Genomic DNA, 16,200 nt, shown 5'->3' on the forward strand with positions numbered 1-16,200 from the left:
GCGCGGTTGCCAGCCCTGTCGGCCCCGGGGCAGGATGGGCGGCCCAGGGGGGGTGCGATCAGGGTTTACCCGCAAATGGCCCTGCGCCGGCACGGGAAACCGTGCCGTCAGCGCGCGCCGGCCCTACACTGCGGCCCATGCGCGGACGGGCGCGATGGGCAGGTGCGGCAGCCGGTGATCCCGGTGCTGGCTACCTTGGGCGCAGTTGGCAGGCCCGACGTCCGCATGGGGGCTTACCGGCCCGTTTTGCCTCGAAGGAGTTCTCTGCCATGACCGCTCCCTTGCCCGAGCACGTCCGGCGCGCGCTGGAATCCGTCTCGCTCGATGACAAATACGCCCTCGATCGCGGCCGCGCCTTCATGAGCGGGGTGCAAGCGCTGGTGCGCCTGCCGATGCTGCAGCAGCAACGCGACGCTCTGGTCGGCAAGCACACCGCCGGCTTCATCAGCGGCTACCGCGGCTCGCCCCTGGGCGGCTACGACCAGGCGCTGTGGAAGGCGCGCGAGCACCTCAAGGCCCACCACGTCGTCTTCCAGCCCGGTGTCAACGAGGAGCTGGCCGCCACCGCCGTCTGGGGCACGCAGCAGCTCGGTTTCGCTCCTCCGGGCAGTGCCAAGTACGACGGCGTCTTCGGCCTGTGGTACGGCAAGGGGCCGGGGGTGGACCGCTGCAGCGACGTCTTCAAGCATGCCAACATGGCCGGCACCACGCCATGGGGCGGCGTGATCGCGGTGGCGGGCGACGACCACGTGGCCAAGAGCTCCACCGCCGCGCACCAGAGCGACCACATCTTCAAGGCCTGCGGGCTGCCGGTGTTCTTTCCGGCCAGCGTGCAGGAGATCCTGGACCTGGGCCTGCACGCCTGGGCGATGAGCCGCTACGCCGGCGTGTGGACCGGCATGAAGACGATCCAGGAGATCGTCGAGTCCAGCGCCACCGTCGAAATCGACCCCGAGCGGGTGCAGATCGTCCTGCCGGACGACTTCGAGATGCCGCCAGGCGGCGTGCACATCCGCTGGCCCGACATGCCGCTGGAGCAGGAAGCGCGGCTGATGGACTACAAGTGGTATGCGGCGCTGGCTTACGTGCGCGCCAACCGCCTCAACCACAATGTCATCGAAGGTCCCCACGACCGCTACGGCATCATCGCCAGCGGCAAGGCCTACAACGACCTGCGGCAAGCCCTGCACGACCTGGGGCTGGACGACGAAACGTGCCGCCAGCTGGGCATCCGCGTGCACAAGGTGGCGGTCGTGTGGCCGCTGGAGGCACAGCTCACGCGCGCGTTCGCCGAAGGGCTGCGCGAGATTTTGGTCGTCGAGGAAAAACGCCAGGTCATCGAATACCAGCTCAAGGAAGAGCTCTACAACTGGCGCCCGGACGTGCGGCCAGACGTGCTGGGCAAGTTCGACGAAATCGAGGGGGATCACTCGGGCGGCGAGTGGTCGGTGCCGAACCCGAGCGCCCACACGCTGCTGCGCGCCAATGCGGATCTGACGCCCGCCGTCATCGCGCGCGCCGTGGCGCGGCGGCTGACCAAGCGCGGCCTGTTGCCCGAGGGCAGCGACATCGCAGCGCGGGTGCAAGCGCAGTTGGCCGTGATCGAGGCGCGCGAACGGTCGCTGCAGGCCATCCAGGTGCAGACCGCCGATGCCCAGCGCGTGCCGTGGTTCTGCTCCGGCTGTCCGCACAACACCTCCACCCGGGTGCCGGAGGGCTCGCGCGCCATGGCCGGCATCGGCTGCCACTACATGTCGATCTGGATGGACCGCAACACCCTCGCCTTTACCCAGATGGGTGGCGAGGGCGTGCCGTGGGTCGGGCAGCAGCCGTTCACGAAGGAAAAGCACATCTTCGCCAACCTCGGCGACGGCACCTACTTCCACAGCGGGCTGCTGGCGATCCGCCAGGCCATCGCGGCCGGCGTCAACATCACCTACAAGATCCTCTACAACGATGCCGTGGCGATGACCGGCGGCCAGCCGGTGGGCGAGCGGCCCGAGGGGCATTCGGTGCTGCAGATCGTGCACAGCCTGCGCAGCGAGGGGGTGCGCAAGCTCTTCATCGTGACCGACGAGCCGGCCAAGTACGCCCATGCCCAGCACACCACCCTGGGTGGCGTGACGCTGACGCTGCCGGCCGACGTGCCGGTGCTGCACCGCGATGAACTCGACCGCGTGCAGCGCGAGTGCCGCGATACCGAGGGCGTGACCGCCATCATTTACGACCAGACCTGCGCCACCGAGAAGCGCCGCCGCCGCAAGCGCGGCCTGATGGTCGATCCGGACAAGCGCGCCGTCATCAACGAGCGCGTCTGCGAGGGCTGCGGCGACTGCGGCGTGCAGAGCAACTGCCTGAGCGTGGAGCCGCTGGAGACCGAATTCGGGCGCAAGCGGACCATCAACCAAAGCACGTGCAACAAGGATTTTTCCTGCACCAAGGGGTTTTGCCCCAGCTTCGTGACGGTGGAGGGCGCCAAGCCGCGCAAGCCCGGCCGTGACGCCGGAGGGCCCGATCTCAAGGATCTGCCGCCGCTGCCCGAGCCGTCCCTGCCCGAGCTGCGGGCCGGCGCCGGGGTCTGGGGCATCGTCGTGGCGGGGGTGGGCGGTACGGGCGTCATTACCATTGGTCAGTTGCTCGGCGTGGCCGCGCACATCGAGGGCAAGGGCATCGTCACCCAGGACGCCGCCGGGCTGGCGCAAAAGGGTGGCGCGACCTGGAGCCATGTGCTCATCGGTGCGCGCCAAGACGACATCCTGACCACGCGCGTGGGCACCGCCGCCGCCGACCTGATCCTGGCCTGCGACCCGATCGTCGCGGCCAGCCCCGAGACGCTGGCGCGCATGCGCGAAGGCCGCACCCACGTCGCCCTGAACGCACAAGCCACCCCGACCGCGGCCTTCGTCAAGGACGGGGCGTGGCAGAACCCGTCGGCGCGCTGCGTCGCCGCCATCACCGAGGCGGTGGGTGGTGTGGGCGTGGGGGCGTTCGATGCCGAGGCGCTGGCGCTCAAGGTGCTGGGCGACACGCTCTACGTCAACCCGATGGTGTTGGGCTATGCGTGGCAGAAGGGCTGGATTCCGCTGCGGCGCGAGTCGCTGGAGCGCGCCATCGAGCTCAACGGCGTGGCGGTGGGGGCCAACAAGGCGGCCTTCGAATGGGGACGGCGCGCCGCGCACGACGAGGGGGCCGTCAAGCGCTGGCTGCAGCCGGCGCAGGTGGTCGAGCTGCGGCCGCGGCCTACGCTGGAGCATGTGATCCGCGTGCGGGTGGAGCATCTGACGGCTTACCAGAACGCGGCTTACGCGCAGCGCTACGAGTCCCTGGTACGCCGTGTGCAGGCGGCCGAGGCGGCGCTGGGCACGGGCTCGACCGCGCTGACCGAGGCGGTGGCCCGGCATTTGGCGCAATTGATGGCCTACAAGGACGAGTACGAGGTGGCGCGCCTGTACACCGACGGTGCCTTCCTGCAACGTCTGCGCGAGCAGTTCGACGGCGACTTCACGCTGCGCTTCCATTTGGCGCCCCCGCTGCTGGCCCGGCGCAACGACAAGGGCGAACTCGTCAAGCGCGAATATGGCCCCTGGGTGATGGGGGCTTTCCGCGTGCTGGCGCGGCTCAAGGGTCTGCGCGGCACTGCTTTCGACCCCTTCGGTCACACGGAGGAGCGGCGCACCGAGCGGGGCTTGATCCGCGAGTACGAGGCCGCGGTCGAGGAGGTGTTGCGCGATCTGCGGGCGGAGCGTCTGCCGCTGGCGCTGGAGATTGCCCGCTGGCCGGCGCGGGTCAAGGGTTTTGGCCACGTCAAGGAGCGCAACCTGCGGGCAGCGCGCCCGCTGTGGGACGACCTGCTGCGACGGTGGCGCGCGGGCGACGCCGCGGCCGCGCCGTCGCCGGCCGCGCGCGTCGCCTGACCCGCTGGGCGGGCCGGCCTGCGTCGGCGCGGCCGACCGGTGAGCGGGCCGCCCTGTCACCGCCTCGACGCGGCGTGGAGCGACCTTCCGCTGGCCCGCGTACACTGCGCGCTTTTTCGTGCAGGCAAGGGAGTGGCGATGGCCGCAGCGGGCAGGGCAGGCAGTGAGGCAGAAGCGGCGGGCGGGATCGGGCGCGGCGTCGCGTGGGCGCTGGCCGCCGGGGCCCTGTGGGGGCTGGTGTTCGTTGCGCCGCTGATGCTGCCCGAGTATCCGGCGGCGCTGCAGTCGGTGGCGCGCTATCTGGCGTTCGGGCTGATTTGCCTGCCCCTGGCGTGGTTCGATCGCCGCGAGTTGCGCAGCCTGAGCCGCGCCGACTGGCGGCACGCGCTCAAGCTGGCCTTCGTGGGCAATCTGCTGTACTACCTGTTGCTGGCCAGCTCCATCCAGCGCACGGGCGGGCCCCTGTCCACGGTCATCATCGGCACCCTGCCGGTGGTGATTGCCATCGTGGCCAACCGCCGCAACGCGGCGCGCGACGGGCGGCTGCCGTGGCGGCGTCTGTGGCCCGCCCTGGCCCTGATCGCGCTGGGCATTGCGCTGGTCAACCGCACCGAGTTGCAGGCCGTGCTGGCCGACCCCGCGCGCGACGTGGGTGCCTACGCGCTGGGCGCGCTGCTGGCCGTGGGGGCGGTGGCCTGCTGGACGTGGTACCCCCTGCACAACGCCGATTGGCTGCGCGCGCACCCGGACCGCAGCCCGCGCGCCTGGTCCACCGCGCAGGGGCTGGCCACCCTGCCGCTGGCGGCCATCGGCTATGCCCTGGTCTGGGGGTTGGACGCGGTGCGGGGCGATCCGTTTGCTATGCCGTTCGGGCCACGGCCGGTGGTGTTCATCGGCCTGATGGTGTCGGTCGGCCTGCTGGCCTCGTGGCTGGGCACGCTGTGCTGGAACGCGGCCAGCCAGCGGCTGCCGACGGCGCTGGCGGGGCAGCTCATCGTGTTCGAGACGCTGGCCGCCTTGTTGTATGCCTACCTGTGGCGGGGGGAGTGGCCGGCGCCCCTGTCGTTGCTGGGCATCGGGACGTTGGTGGCCGGGGTGTTGTGGGGGGTGCGTGTGCGCCCGCAGCCGGTGATCGCGCAGGCGCACCCGGACTGACGCCCGCCCCCGCATGCCCGCGGCGCGCAGGCCGCGGGCTACAATGAACGTTTGCCATCGCGCATGGCCCGCTGGCGCTTGCCGGTGCGCGCCGGCCGCGATGCCCCCAACCCTTTGCACGCCAGAGGAATCCGACGTGTTCATCTCCAATGCCTACGCCCAGGCCGCTGCGGGCGGCGACACCACCTCCACGCTCATGAGCCTGCTGCCGCTGGTGCTCATGTTCGTGGTGCTGTACTTCGTCATGATCCGGCCGCAGATGAAGCGCCAGAAGGAGCACAAAGCCATGATCGATGCCCTGGCCAAGGGGGACGAAGTCGTCACCGCCGGCGGTCTGCTGGGCAAGGTCTCCAAGCTGGGCGAATCCACGATCGGCATCGAGCTGGCCGACGGGGTCGAAGTGCAGCTGCAGCGCACCGCCGTCGTGCAGGTGCTGCCCAAGGGCACCCTCAAATAAGCCGCGGCCGGCGCCACCGGCCCCGAGCCCATTCGCGGCGCCGTGCGCGCCGCAAGGCGTTCGTCCATGAACCGATATTCCTGGTGGAAGTACGCGACCCTGGTGGTCGTGCTCGTCATCGCCACCCTGTACACCCTGCCCAACTTCTTTGGCGAGGCGCCGGCCGTGCAGGTGTCCTCGGCGCGTGCCGCGCACCGGCTGGACGAAGGCATCGTCAGCCGCGTCGAGCAGGCGCTCGCGGCGGCCAACCTGGGGGCGGAAGCGATCCAGTTCGACGGACAGACCGTCAAGGCGCGCTTTGCCTCGACGGATGCGCAGCTCAAGGCCCGCGACGCGATCGAGCGGGCCCTCAACCCCGACCCGGCCAACCCGATGCATGTGGTGGCCCTCAACCTGCTGCCGCGTACCCCGGCCTGGCTGCAAAGCCTGGGTGCGCAGCCCATGTATCTGGGTCTGGACCTGCGTGGGGGGGTGCACTTCCTGTTGCAGGTGGATATGGCCGGTGCCGTGGACAAGCGCGTCGAGGGCCTGGCCGCCGATGTGCGCACCGCGCTGCGGGACAAGGGCATCCGCCACGGCGGTGTGCGCCGCGAGGGGCAGGCGGTGATGGTGCGCCTGCGCGATGCGGCGACGGCGCGTGCCGCCGGCGACCTGATCGCGCGTGATTTTCCGGATGTGCAGGTGGCCGAACGCGACGAGGGTGGCGAGACGGTGCTCGCGCTCACCCTGCGTCCCGAGGCGGCGCGCCGCATCCAGGAGCAGGCGCTCAAGCAAAACATTCTGACGCTGCACAACCGCATCAACGAGCTGGGCGTGGCCGAGCCGGTGATCCAGCAGCAGGGGCTGGACCGCATCGTCGTGCAGCTGCCCGGCGTGCAGGACACCGCCAAGGCCAAGGACATCCTGGGCCGCACCGCGACGCTGGAAATCCGCATGGTGGACGAAAGCCCCGAAGGGTTGGCCGCCGAGCGCAATGCGGGGCCGGTGCCGTTTGGCGCCGAGCGCTATCTGGACCGCAACGGGGCGCCGGTCATCGTCAAGCGCGAGGTGATCCTGACCGGCGAGAACCTGACCGATGCGCAAGCGGGCTTCGACAGCCAGACGCAGGAGCCGGTGGTCAACCTGACGCTGGACGGCAAGGGCGCGCGGGTGTTCCGCGACGTCACGCGCGAGAACGTCGGCAAGCGCATGGCGATTCTGCTGTTCGAGAAGGGCAAGGGCGAGGTGGTCACGGCGCCGGTCATCCGCACCGAGATCGGCGGCGGCCGCGTGCAGATCTCCGGCCGCATGACGACGCAGGAGGCCAACGACACCGCGCTGCTGCTGCGCGCCGGCTCGCTGGCCGCGCCGATGGAGATCATCGAAGAGCGCACCATCGGCCCGAGCCTGGGTGCCGACAACATCCGCATGGGCTTCAACAGCGTGGTCTGGGGCTTTGCGGTGGTGGTCGCCTTCATGTGCGTCTACTACCGGCTGTTCGGGGTGTTCTCCAGCGTCGCGCTGGCGGTCAACCTGATGCTGCTGGTGGCGGTGCTGTCCATGCTGCAGGCGACGCTGACGCTGCCCGGCATCGCCGCCATCGCGCTGACGCTGGGCATGGCGATCGATGCCAACGTGCTGATCAACGAGCGGGTGCGCGAGGAGCTGCGCAACGGCTCCGCGCCGCAAACGGCGATCCACAAGGGCTACGAGCACGCCTGGGACACGATTCTGGACTCCAACATCACGTCGCTGCTGGCCGGGCTGGCACTGTTGACGTTCGGCTCGGGTCCGGTGCGCGGTTTTGCCGTCGTGCACTGCATCGGCATCCTGACCAGCATGTTCTCGGCCGTGTTCTTCTCGCGCGGGCTGGTCAACCTGTGGTACGGGCGCCAGAAGAAGCTGCGCGCCGTCTCGATTGGCATTCGCGTCGCGCCCTCGGGCGCCGCCAAAGCCGACTGATCCGCCGGGAGATCGACGATGGAACTGTTTCGGATCCGCAAGGACATCCCGTTCACGCGCCACATGCTGGTGCTGAACCTGGTGTCCTTCGTCACCTTTTTGGCGGCGGTGTTCTTTCTGGTCACGCGCGGCCTGCACCTGTCGGTCGAGTTCACCGGCGGCACGGTGGTCGAGGTGTCCTACGCACAGCCGGCCGACCTGGGGCAGGTGCGGGCGGTCGTGGCGGGCCTGGGCTATGCCGATGTGCCGGTGCAGAACTTTGGCAGCTCGCGCGACGTGATGATGCGCCTGCCGCTGCGCGAAGGCCTGAACTCCGGCCAGCAGACCGAGCAACTGTTGGCGGCTCTGCGCGCCCAGGACCCGGCGGTGGAGCTGCGCCGCACCGAGTTCGTCGGGCCCCAGGTCGGCCGCGAGCTGGTCACCAACGGGCTGCTCGCGCTGGCCTTCGTCATCGGCGGCATCATGATTTACTTGGCCCTGCGCTTCGAGTGGAAGTATGCGGTCGCCGCCATCATCGCCAACCTGCACGACGTCGTCATCATCCTGGGCTTTTTCGCCTTCTTCCAGTGGGAGTTCTCGCTGGCGGTGCTGGCGGCGGTGCTGGCCGTGCTGGGCTACTCGGTCAACGAGTCGGTGGTCATCTTCGACCGCATCCGCGAGACCTTCCGCCGCCAGCGCAAGATGACGGTGCGCGAGGTCATCGATCATGCGATCACCTCGACCATGAGCCGTACCATCATCACCCACGGCTCGACCGAGGCGATGGTGCTGTCGATGCTGCTGTTTGGCGGCCCGACGCTGCATTACTTTGCGTTGGCGCTGACCATCGGCATCCTGTTCGGGATTTATTCGTCGGTCTTCGTGGCGGCAGGTATCGCCATGTGGCTGGGCATCCGGCGCGAAGATCTGGTCAAGGCGCCCAAGAAGGCGGGCGAGGGCGACGACCCGAACGCCGGCGCCGTGGTGTGAGGGTGCGCGGAGGAGCGCCTCGGGCCCGCGCCGAGGCCTGCCACCTAGGCCCGCACCACGCGCTGCAGCAGCCCGCCGGGTAGGCGCTGCACGTGTCCGTCCAGCTCCAGCGTCAGCAGATGGGCCTGCAGGCGGGCCGTGTCCCAGCCGCAGCGCACTTGCAGCAGATCGAACGGCGTGGGGTCGTGGCCCAGGGCGGTCAGCACCGGGTCGTCGGCGGGTGCCGGTGTCGCGCCACTGGCGGGGGGCGGGGCATCTGCGCTTGGTCCCCAGACCGCACGCAACTCTTCGTGGATGTGCTCGGCAGTTTCCACCAGCTTGGCCCCCTGCCGGATGAGGGCATGGCAGCCCCGTGCCTGTGGCGCGTGGATCGAGCCGGGGATGGCAAACACCTCACGCCCCATCTGGGTGGCCAGTTCCGCCGTGATGAGCGACCCCGACCCGAGCGAGGCCTCCACCACCAACGTGCCGTGCGTCAGCCCGGCGATGATGCGGTTGCGGCGCGGAAAATGCGGCGCCAGGGGCGGCGTGCCCAAAGGGTGTTCGCTGACGAGGCAACCCGCTGCCGCGATCTGGTGGGCCAACGCCCGGTGCCGCGCCGGATAGACGCGGTCCACCCCCGTGCCGACCACTGCCACGGTCTGGCCGCCAGCGGCCAGGGCGCCCTCGTGCGCGGCAGCGTCGATGCCGGCGGCCAGTCCCGACACGATGCACACGCCCTCCGCCGCCAGCGCGCGGGCAAAGGCGCGCGCATTGTCGGCGCCTTGCGGGGTGGGGTTGCGGCTGCCGACGACCGCCAGTGCCCGTGGCGCGCTCAGCGCGGCGGGGTTACCGACCACATGCAGCAGCGGAGGCGGGTCCGGGGTGGTCAGCAGGCTTGCCGGATAGGCCGCATCGCCCAGCGCGATCAGATGGTGGTCGGCCTGCGCCAGCCAGGCTTGGGTGCGGGCGCGCAGCGCGGGCCAATCGGGGGGCTCGGCCTGCAGGCGGCCGGCCACCGTGGGCCCGACCGCCTCGGCCAAGGCCCCGAGGCGTTGCGCGAACACGGCGGCCGGTGGGCCAAACGCCGCCAGCAGCCGGCGCGCCGTCGCCGAGCCCACCCCTGGCGTGGCGATCAGCCGCAACCACTCGACCCAGTCGTCGGGTGCCATCCGTTCCGGTCCCCCTGCCTGCCGCGCGTCAGGGGTTGACGAAGCGATCCCCGCTCTTGACGCCGTCGGTGATCTGCAAGATCAGGGCGTACGAGACGCGCTCAAAGGTGCGAAACACCATCATCAGTCCGTTGCGCTCCCCGGGCAGCAGGAGGTCCGGGCGCGCCTCGTCGGTCTTGTCGGTCAGGCGGGTACGGTCCTTCAGCACGGCGAGCACGTGGCCTGCCTCCAGCCCGTCGGCGTGCCCACGGTTGAGCACGACGATTTGGTTCTGCCCCGCGTAGCGAACGGTTTCGCCGTGCACCTTGACGATCTGCCCGCGGATCGGGGCCGCGGGGGCGTGGGGGACGTACAAGCGCATCTCGCGCCCGGCCTGGGGCAGCAGCCGGTCACCGATGCGGATTTCCTCGCGCGCCTGCACGATGTGGACGGTCGCGGGCACGAGGGTCGGCTGCCCGTCGGGCCCCTCGGTCGCTCGTTCGCTGCGCACCAGCTCCGCACGACCCACGGCGTGGGCTTCGTAGCCCAGCACCTCGCCGCTTTCCGGATCCCGCAGCGCGACGGCATTGCGGTAGATCGACAACACGCGCGGGCGGTCCGCCTGAGTTTCCAGCGCGTCGCCCGTGAGTGCATCGCTCGGGCCATATTGGCCGCGGGCGTAGGCGCGGTCGCCGCGGGCCAGCAGCACCCGTGCTTCCGGGCCGGCGACGATGCGTGGGGCACGCTCATGGGTGTCGGCATCGACGACATCCACGTCGGCCAGGAAGGGTTCGATCGCCCCCGGGGGCAGCGGCGGAATGCCCTCGTCGCGCAGCCGCTCGGCGCGCACGCGTGGCGAGAGCTTGACCGTGGGGGGTGTGTCCGCGGCGAACTGCAGCACGGCGCGGTCGCCGACGCGCGTGAGCACCAGCACCTGCCCGGGGTAGATCAGGTGGGGGTTGCGAATCTGCTGCAGGTTCATGCCCCACAGCTCCGGCCAGCGCCACGGGCGCTGCAGATACAGCCCCGAAATGCCCCACAACGTATCGCCGCGGCGCACGGTGTATCGCTCGGGCGCATTCGGGGCGAGTTCGGACAGGGGCACACCCGCCTGAGCCACCTGCTCGGCGGTGCCGCGCTGCTGCGGCGTCACGGGATAGGGCGGCGCAGCGGCGGCGACGCAGGCCATGCCACCCACCAGCGCCCCCACGAACCAGTGCGAAAGGGCTGTGCCGATGCCCCTACGGACGGCAGGCACCGGGGCGGGCGAAAGCGGTGCGGGACGTTGGCGCGGGATGGTCATGGGTGGCGATTCCTCTCTTGCCATTGTGCGGTCTGCCCCCACTTCTGGCAATGCCATGCCCCGCGCCGTGCTGGCAGGCCCCGCCAAAAGTGGCGAAAATACCGACATTCGCCTATGAACGCCTCCACCGAACTCCTGCCCATCCTGCGCTATCCCGATCCCCGCCTGCACAAGGTGGCCAAACCGGTCGCGGCCGTGGACGATCGTGTGCGCTCGATCATCCCGCGCATGTTGGCGACCATGTACGCCGCCAATGGCATCGGCCTGGCGGCCACGCAGGTCGACATTCACGAGCGCATCATCGTCATCGATGTGAGCGAAGCCCGCGATCAGCCGCTGGTGCTGATCAACCCCGAGATCGAATGGGCCAGCGACGAGAAGCGTAAGGGCGAGGAAGGGTGTCTGTCGGTGCCCGGCATCTACGACGGTGTCGAGCGCTCGGTGGCGGTGCGCGTGCGCGCGCTGGACGAGCACGGTGCGAGCCGCGTGATCGACGCAGAAGGACTGTTGGCGGTGTGCATCCAGCACGAGATGGACCACCTGATGGGCAAGGTGTTCGTCGAGTACCTTTCGCCGCTCAAGCGTGAGCGCATCAAGATGAAGCTCGTCAAGGCCGAGCGGGAAGCCGCGCGTGCTGCGGCCGAGGCTCGGCCGCGCAGCCGCCTGCACCCGGAGCCGACGGAGGCGCGGCTTTGACCGCGGCGGCCGGGGCCATCCCCGCGCTGCGGGTGGCCTTTGCCGGCACACCGGTGTTTGCCGCCACGGCCCTGCAGGCGATTGCGCAGGCGGGGTTTCCCGTCGAGCTGGTGCTGACCCAGCCCGACCGGCCCGCCGGCCGTGGCATGAAGGTGCAGCCCTCGCCGGTGAAGGCGCTGGCCCAGGCGCACGGCTGGACGGTCGCGCAGCCGCGTGGATTGCGGCTGGACGGCCGCTGGGCCGAGGACGCGGCCGCGGCCTGCGCCGCGCTGCAGGCCGCCCGGCCCGACGTGCTGGTCGTGGCGGCCTACGGCCTGATCCTGCCGCGCTGGGTGTTGGAGCTGCCCCGGCTGGGCTGCCTCAACATCCACGCCTCGCTGTTGCCGCGCTGGCGCGGTGCCGCGCCCATCCAGCGCGCCATCGAGGCCGGCGACGCGCAAACCGGCATCACCATCATGCAGATGGACGAGGGGCTGGACACCGGCGACATCGTGGCGATGGAGGCTGTGCCAATCGACCCGGCGGATACCGCCGGCTCGCTGCACGATCGCCTGGCCGATCTGGGCGCGCGTCTGGTGGTGCAGGCCCTGCGGGCGGCCGAGGCCGCGCCGCTGCCCCGCCGCCGGCAGCCGGACGAGGGCGTGACCTATGCCCACAAGATCGACAAGGCCGAGGCGATGCTGGACTGGTCGGCGCCTGCTGCGCTGCTCGAACGGCGCGTGCGCGCATTCGACCCCGTGCCGGGGGCGGCCACCACGCTGGAGGGCACCATGCTCAAAGTGTGGGCCGCCCGGGCGGAGCCGGCGGTGGCACCGCCGGCCGCGCCGGGCACGGTGCTGGCGGCGGATGCGGTGGGCATTCGTGTACAAACCGGTCAAGGCGTGCTGGTGCTGACCGAGGTCCAGCGCGCGGGTGGCAAGCGGCTGGCCGCCGGAGACTTTTTGCGCGGCACGGCGTTGCCACCCGGGGTGCGCCTGGGGGCGGCCGGATGAGTGCCGCGGCGTCCACCGCATTCTGGCGCGCGTCGTTTCTGAACCCGGTCTTGTGGCGTCGGCCCACCTTCGCCGCGGGCGCGCGCGAGCTGGTCAGCGTGGCCACCGGCATCGGGGCCTGGGGGCTGATGACCGGGGTGGCGATGGTCAAGTCCGGCCTGACGCCGCTGGAGGCGCTGTGGATGACGCTGCTCGTCTACGCGGGCAGCGCCCAGCTCACGGCGGTGCCGCTGATCACGGCCGGAGCGCCGCTGTGGGTGATCCTGGCGGCGGCCTTCTGCGTCAATTTGCGTTTCGTGGTGTTTTCCATCCACCTGCGCGCGTATGTGGCCCACCTGCCGCGCGGCCAGCGGCTGTTGACCGGCTACCTGACGGGGGATTTGAGCTACGTCTTTTTCGCCCGGCGCTTTCCGCACCCGGGTCGCACCGACGAGGAACGGCTGGATCAGGAGGCCTACCTGGCCGGGAGCTGCGGCGTCAACTACCTGTTCTGGATGACGGCCAGCGTGATTGGCATCGTGCTGGCCAACGCCATCCCGACCGAATGGGGTCTGGGCTTTGCGGGGATTCTGGCGCTGCTGGGGGTGGGCTGCTCGCTGGCCACGTCGCGCTTGCGCGTGTTGTCGGCCGCCGTGGCCGGGTCGGCAGCGGTCGTGGCCTGGGCGCTGCCGCTCAAGCTCAACATCGTGGTGGCGATCGCCGCCGCGGTCGTCGTGTGCCTGATCGCCGAGGCGCACGGCCCGCGTTGGCTGCGCGGCGCGCCCATTTCCCCCCACCGTCCGCATGGCTGACCTGAATCCCTGGATGCTGCTGACCTTCGTCGCGCTGGCGGCGGTGACGGTCATCACGCGCGGTTTTTTCTTTTTGTCCGATCGGCCATGGCAGTTGCCGCACTGGGCGGAGCGCGGCCTGCAGTACGCGCCGATTGCCGCGCTGGCGGCCGTAGTGGTGCCCGAGGTGGTGATGCAGCAGGGTCAGCTCATCCACACCTGGCGGGATGCGCGGCTGTATGCCGCGGCGGTGGGGGCCGCGTGGTTCTTCTGGCGCGGGGGGGGGCTGGGCACCATCGTCACGGGGATGGCGGTGTACCTGCCGCTGCATCTGGGGCTGGGGTGGTGAGTTCGGCCCGGGCTGCGATGCAGCGGGCCATCACCGCTTCGAGCTGGGCGCGTTGCACCGGTTTGGCCAAAAAGGCATTCATGCCGGCGGCCTGCGCGCGCTGCTCGGCGTCGTCCACGATGTCGGCGGTCAGCGCCACGATCGGCACGCGCCCGCGCGGCCCCGGCAGCGTCCGGATACGTTGGGTGGCCTCCAGCCCGTCCATCTCCGGCATGTGCACGTCCATCAGCACGATGTCGTAGTCCCCCTCGGCGGCCAGATCGACCGCCTGCCGGCCGTTTTCGGCGAAGGCGACCTGGTGGCCCAGTTTGTCCAGCAGCAGGCCGATGAATTTGCGGTTGACGGGGTGGTCTTCGGCCACCAGTACGCGCCAGCCACTGCGCTGGGCTTCGGGCGGGGTCGCTGCGGGGGCGCTCGCCGCGCTAGCGGCCAAGGCAGCGGACGGGGCGGCCGGTGCAGACGCATCGGCGGGCGATGCCTCGTCCGGCGGAGGCGGGGCCAGCCACGGGTTGGGCCGGGTGACCGCAAAGCCCGAAGGCTGGGCATCCGGCTCGGCGACGCGGGTAATCCAGGTGGCGGTGAAGGTGGAGCCGACACCGGGCTGGCTGTCCACCACCACGTCCCCGCCCATCAGGCGCGCCAGCGTGCGCGAAATGTCCAGCCCCAACCCGCTGCCCCCGTAGCGACGGGTGATGGAGGGGTCCGCCTGCTGAAACCGCTGGAATAGCCGCGCGACGGTGGCTGTATCCATGCCGATGCCCGTGTCGCGCACCACGGCCGTCCAGCGCACCAGCGTTCCGCTGTCACCGGCGGGCTCGGCCCGCAGGGAGAGGTCCACCCGGCCCTGTTCCGTGAATTTGATGGCGTTGCCCAGCAGGTTGAGCAGGATTTGGCGCACCCGGGTTCCGTCCGCTTCCACCCACGGGGTGCCCCCGTCGTCGATGGTCAGGCCCAAGGCCAGACCTTTGCGGTGGGCGTGCGGCTGCAGCCAGCGGTGGACGTCGTGCACCAGTTGCGGTAGGTTCAGCGGCTCGGGCTGGATGCGCATCTGCCCGGCATCCAGTGCGGACAGATCCAGAATGTCGTTGAGCAGGCTCAGCAGGTGCTCGGCCGAGGAGCGGGCGGTCTGCAACTGGTCGCGTTGGGCTGGGGTCAGCGGGCTGTCCTCCAGCATGGCCAGCATGCCCAGCATCCCGTTGAAGGGGGTGCGCAGCTCGTGGCTCATGTTGGCCAGGAACTGGCTTTTGGCGCGGTTGGCGGCTTCGGCGGCGTCGCGCGCGCCGCGCAGGGCGATGTTGAGGGCCTCCAGTTCGGCGCGCTCGTGCTGCTGGCGGCGCTGGCGCAGCCACAGGGCGGCCGCGGCGGCAAGCAGAACCAGCACCTGCGCGGTCATGAGCCAGACCACGTAGTGCTGCAGGCGCCGAACTTCCTGCAGCTTGGCTTCGATCATACCGACCACCACCCCGTTGGCCGTCAGCGTCAGCGCCTGCACGTCGGGCCCGAGCCGCGCCATCTCGTCCACGATGGCCCGCAGCTCGCCGGTGTCGTTGGTCTGCAGCAGGGCGTCCACCCGGGCCACCAAACCCTGCAGACGCCCCAGCAGCACGACGTAGTCGGGGTGCGATCGCAGCGGGGTCACAGTGGGGTTTTCGCGCAACAGCGCCACCCGCCCGGCAAAGATCTCCTGCCGCAGAGCCAGGGCATCCCAATCCACTCGGGCTGGCTGGGCAGCGGCGGCGCGGAGCTCTTCGCGCAGACGCAAAAACTCGCGTTCGTGCTGAAAGACGATCGCCGTGAGCGAGTCGGCCTGCAGTTGCGCGGTTTCCTCCGCCGAGCGCACCTGCCGCAGGAAGACCGCCAGCAGCACCGCCAGCCCCGCGCCGAGCAGGGCCGTTGTGATGGCGACCCAGATCAGGAAGCGCCGGCCCTCGGCCGCGCCCGTGGCGGTGGAGGCCGCGGCCGTCGGGGCGGGCCTCGCAGTCATTCGACGTCGATCGTCTTGAGTTGCCAGATCGAGCGTTCGTAGTAGCGCTTGTCTTTGAGCGCCGGATCGCTGTCGAAGGGATAGACGATGAACAGCGGCCCTTTGTCGCGCACGGGCATGAGCTCGCCGTTTTTGCGCGTGGCGACGACCACGTCGAAACGCTGCGCGTCCTCCATGGGGATCACGATGCGGTAGTCGTTGAGCGCCGTGGCCCGCAGCTGCCGCCCCTGGGCCCGCACGGCCGCGAGCACGTCGCGCAACCGGGGGCCGCGAAAGGTCACCGGCTTGTCGTCCCAGGGCGTCTGGGTCGTGAAGGTGTGCTGCGGCAGCGCATCCAGCATGGCCAGGTCGAAGACGGCCTGTGTCCCCTGGTTGCGCACCCCGATCTGCCCGCCGACCGTGAGGATGATCCGCTCCTTCGGCTGCGCCAGCGTGCCCGGTTGGGCGCCGACGGCGCCACCCAGCCCGCTGCCCAGCGCAGCGATGGCGAACACGAGCGATCTGCGCGAAATGCGATGTTTCATGGCGGCGTCGTGATCA

The 16,200-nt window shown here is 70.3% G+C and carries 13 protein-coding genes; 9 read left to right on the forward strand and 4 right to left on the reverse strand.

The genetic code is table 11. The features are described from left to right. The first annotated feature begins 269 nt into the window (after positions 1 to 269). The 5 genes from ACK4TH_RS06220 (at position 270) to secF (ending at position 8,436) form a co-directional block, all read left to right on the forward strand. Positions 270 to 3,914 carry an indolepyruvate ferredoxin oxidoreductase family protein gene (locus ACK4TH_RS06220; protein WP_409623913.1) on the forward strand — a complete coding sequence of 1,215 codons (3,645 nt, stop codon included), beginning with the start codon at positions 270 to 272 and terminating at the stop codon, positions 3,912 to 3,914. 138 nt (positions 3,915 to 4,052) lie between these two features. Beyond that, positions 4,053 to 5,069, forward strand: coding sequence for a DMT family transporter (locus ACK4TH_RS06225; RefSeq protein ID WP_409623915.1), 1,017 nt, complete (start codon positions 4,053 to 4,055; stop codon positions 5,067 to 5,069). A gap of 136 nt (positions 5,070 to 5,205) precedes the next feature. After that, on the forward strand, positions 5,206 to 5,526 hold the full coding sequence (gene yajC / locus ACK4TH_RS06230) for a preprotein translocase subunit YajC (RefSeq protein WP_068608208.1): 321 nt from the start codon (positions 5,206 to 5,208) through the stop codon (positions 5,524 to 5,526). 66 nt (positions 5,527 to 5,592) lie between these two features. Further along, a complete protein-coding gene (gene secD, locus ACK4TH_RS06235) occupies positions 5,593 to 7,467 on the forward strand; it encodes a protein translocase subunit SecD (protein ID WP_409623918.1) in 1,875 nt (624 codons plus the stop codon). 18 nt (positions 7,468 to 7,485) lie between these two features. Continuing rightward, positions 7,486 to 8,436, forward strand: a complete 951-nt coding sequence (gene secF, locus ACK4TH_RS06240; RefSeq protein WP_409623920.1) for a protein translocase subunit SecF — start codon at positions 7,486 to 7,488, stop codon at positions 8,434 to 8,436. A 44-nt stretch (positions 8,437 to 8,480) separates the two neighbouring features. Here the strand turns inward: secF and dprA are convergent, their stop codons facing one another. Together dprA and ACK4TH_RS06250 are read right to left on the reverse strand one after the other, a co-directional pair. Beyond that, entirely contained in the window at positions 8,481 to 9,587 is a 1,107-nt protein-coding gene (gene dprA / locus ACK4TH_RS06245; protein WP_409623922.1) for a DNA-processing protein DprA, read from the reverse strand. A 28-nt stretch (positions 9,588 to 9,615) separates the two neighbouring features. Continuing rightward, positions 9,616 to 10,755: a LysM peptidoglycan-binding domain-containing protein gene (locus tag ACK4TH_RS06250; protein ID WP_409623956.1), complete on the reverse strand. Its 1,140-nt coding sequence runs from the start codon at positions 10,753 to 10,755 to the stop codon at positions 9,616 to 9,618. Positions 10,756 to 10,983: 228 nt separating this feature from the next. Between ACK4TH_RS06250 and def the strand changes: the two genes are divergently transcribed. From def to ACK4TH_RS06270, 4 genes are read left to right on the forward strand one after another with little or no spacing between them, the layout of a single operon-like run. Further along, positions 10,984 to 11,565, forward strand: a complete 582-nt coding sequence (gene def, locus ACK4TH_RS06255; protein ID WP_409623924.1) for a peptide deformylase — start codon at positions 10,984 to 10,986, stop codon at positions 11,563 to 11,565. A gap of 26 nt (positions 11,566 to 11,591) precedes the next feature. Beyond that, positions 11,592 to 12,557 carry a methionyl-tRNA formyltransferase gene (gene fmt / locus ACK4TH_RS06260; protein ID WP_409623958.1) on the forward strand — a complete coding sequence of 322 codons (966 nt, stop codon included), beginning with the start codon at positions 11,592 to 11,594 and terminating at the stop codon, positions 12,555 to 12,557. Beyond that, complete coding sequence (locus ACK4TH_RS06265) at positions 12,554 to 13,348, forward strand: AzlC family ABC transporter permease (RefSeq protein ID WP_409623926.1); 795 nt, start codon at positions 12,554 to 12,556, stop codon at positions 13,346 to 13,348. Before fmt ends, ACK4TH_RS06265 begins: the two co-directional genes overlap by 4 nt. Continuing rightward, positions 13,341 to 13,676, forward strand: a complete 336-nt coding sequence (locus ACK4TH_RS06270; RefSeq protein ID WP_409623928.1) for an AzlD domain-containing protein — start codon at positions 13,341 to 13,343, stop codon at positions 13,674 to 13,676. The genes ACK4TH_RS06265 and ACK4TH_RS06270 overlap by 8 nt, the downstream gene beginning before the upstream one ends. Here ACK4TH_RS06270 and ACK4TH_RS06275 read toward each other — a convergent pair. Both ACK4TH_RS06275 and ACK4TH_RS06280 read right to left on the reverse strand, forming a co-directional pair. Continuing rightward, on the reverse strand, positions 13,627 to 15,660 hold the full coding sequence (locus tag ACK4TH_RS06275) for a response regulator (RefSeq protein WP_409623930.1): 2,034 nt from the start codon (positions 15,658 to 15,660) through the stop codon (positions 13,627 to 13,629). The genes ACK4TH_RS06270 and ACK4TH_RS06275 overlap by 50 nt on opposite strands. Next, positions 15,657 to 16,184 (reverse strand): molybdopterin-dependent oxidoreductase, encoded by a 528-nt coding sequence (locus ACK4TH_RS06280; protein ID WP_409623932.1) that lies wholly within the window; start codon positions 16,182 to 16,184, stop codon positions 15,657 to 15,659. Before ACK4TH_RS06280 ends, ACK4TH_RS06275 begins: the two co-directional genes overlap by 4 nt. Positions 16,185 to 16,200: the final 16 nt, after the last annotated feature.

The sequence above is a fragment of the Tepidimonas sp. genome (assembly GCF_046292505.1).
GTDB lineage: Bacteria > Pseudomonadota > Gammaproteobacteria > Burkholderiales > Burkholderiaceae_C > Tepidimonas.

Bases quoted from the DNA above. Each gene is read 5' to 3' on its own strand.
- secF (WP_409623920.1), top strand. From the start codon at position 7,486: ATGGAACTGTTTCGGATCCGCAAGGACATCCCGTTCACGCGCCACATG.
- ACK4TH_RS06265 (WP_409623926.1), top strand. From the start codon at position 12,554: ATGAGTGCCGCGGCGTCCACCGCATTCTGGCGCGCGTCGTTTCTGAAC.
- dprA (WP_409623922.1), bottom strand. From the start codon at position 9,587: ATGGCACCCGACGACTGGGTCGAGTGGTTGCGGCTGATCGCCACGCCA.
- ACK4TH_RS06275 (WP_409623930.1), bottom strand. From the start codon at position 15,660: ATGACTGCGAGGCCCGCCCCGACGGCCGCGGCCTCCACCGCCACGGGC.
- secD (WP_409623918.1), top strand. From the start codon at position 5,593: ATGAACCGATATTCCTGGTGGAAGTACGCGACCCTGGTGGTCGTGCTC.
- ACK4TH_RS06270 (WP_409623928.1), top strand. From the start codon at position 13,341: ATGGCTGACCTGAATCCCTGGATGCTGCTGACCTTCGTCGCGCTGGCG.
- def (WP_409623924.1), top strand. From the start codon at position 10,984: ATGAACGCCTCCACCGAACTCCTGCCCATCCTGCGCTATCCCGATCCC.
- ACK4TH_RS06220 (WP_409623913.1), top strand. From the start codon at position 270: ATGACCGCTCCCTTGCCCGAGCACGTCCGGCGCGCGCTGGAATCCGTC.
- ACK4TH_RS06225 (WP_409623915.1), top strand. From the start codon at position 4,053: ATGGCCGCAGCGGGCAGGGCAGGCAGTGAGGCAGAAGCGGCGGGCGGG.
- ACK4TH_RS06280 (WP_409623932.1), bottom strand. From the start codon at position 16,184: ATGAAACATCGCATTTCGCGCAGATCGCTCGTGTTCGCCATCGCTGCG.
- ACK4TH_RS06250 (WP_409623956.1), bottom strand. From the start codon at position 10,755: ATGGCCTGCGTCGCCGCCGCTGCGCCGCCCTATCCCGTGACGCCGCAG.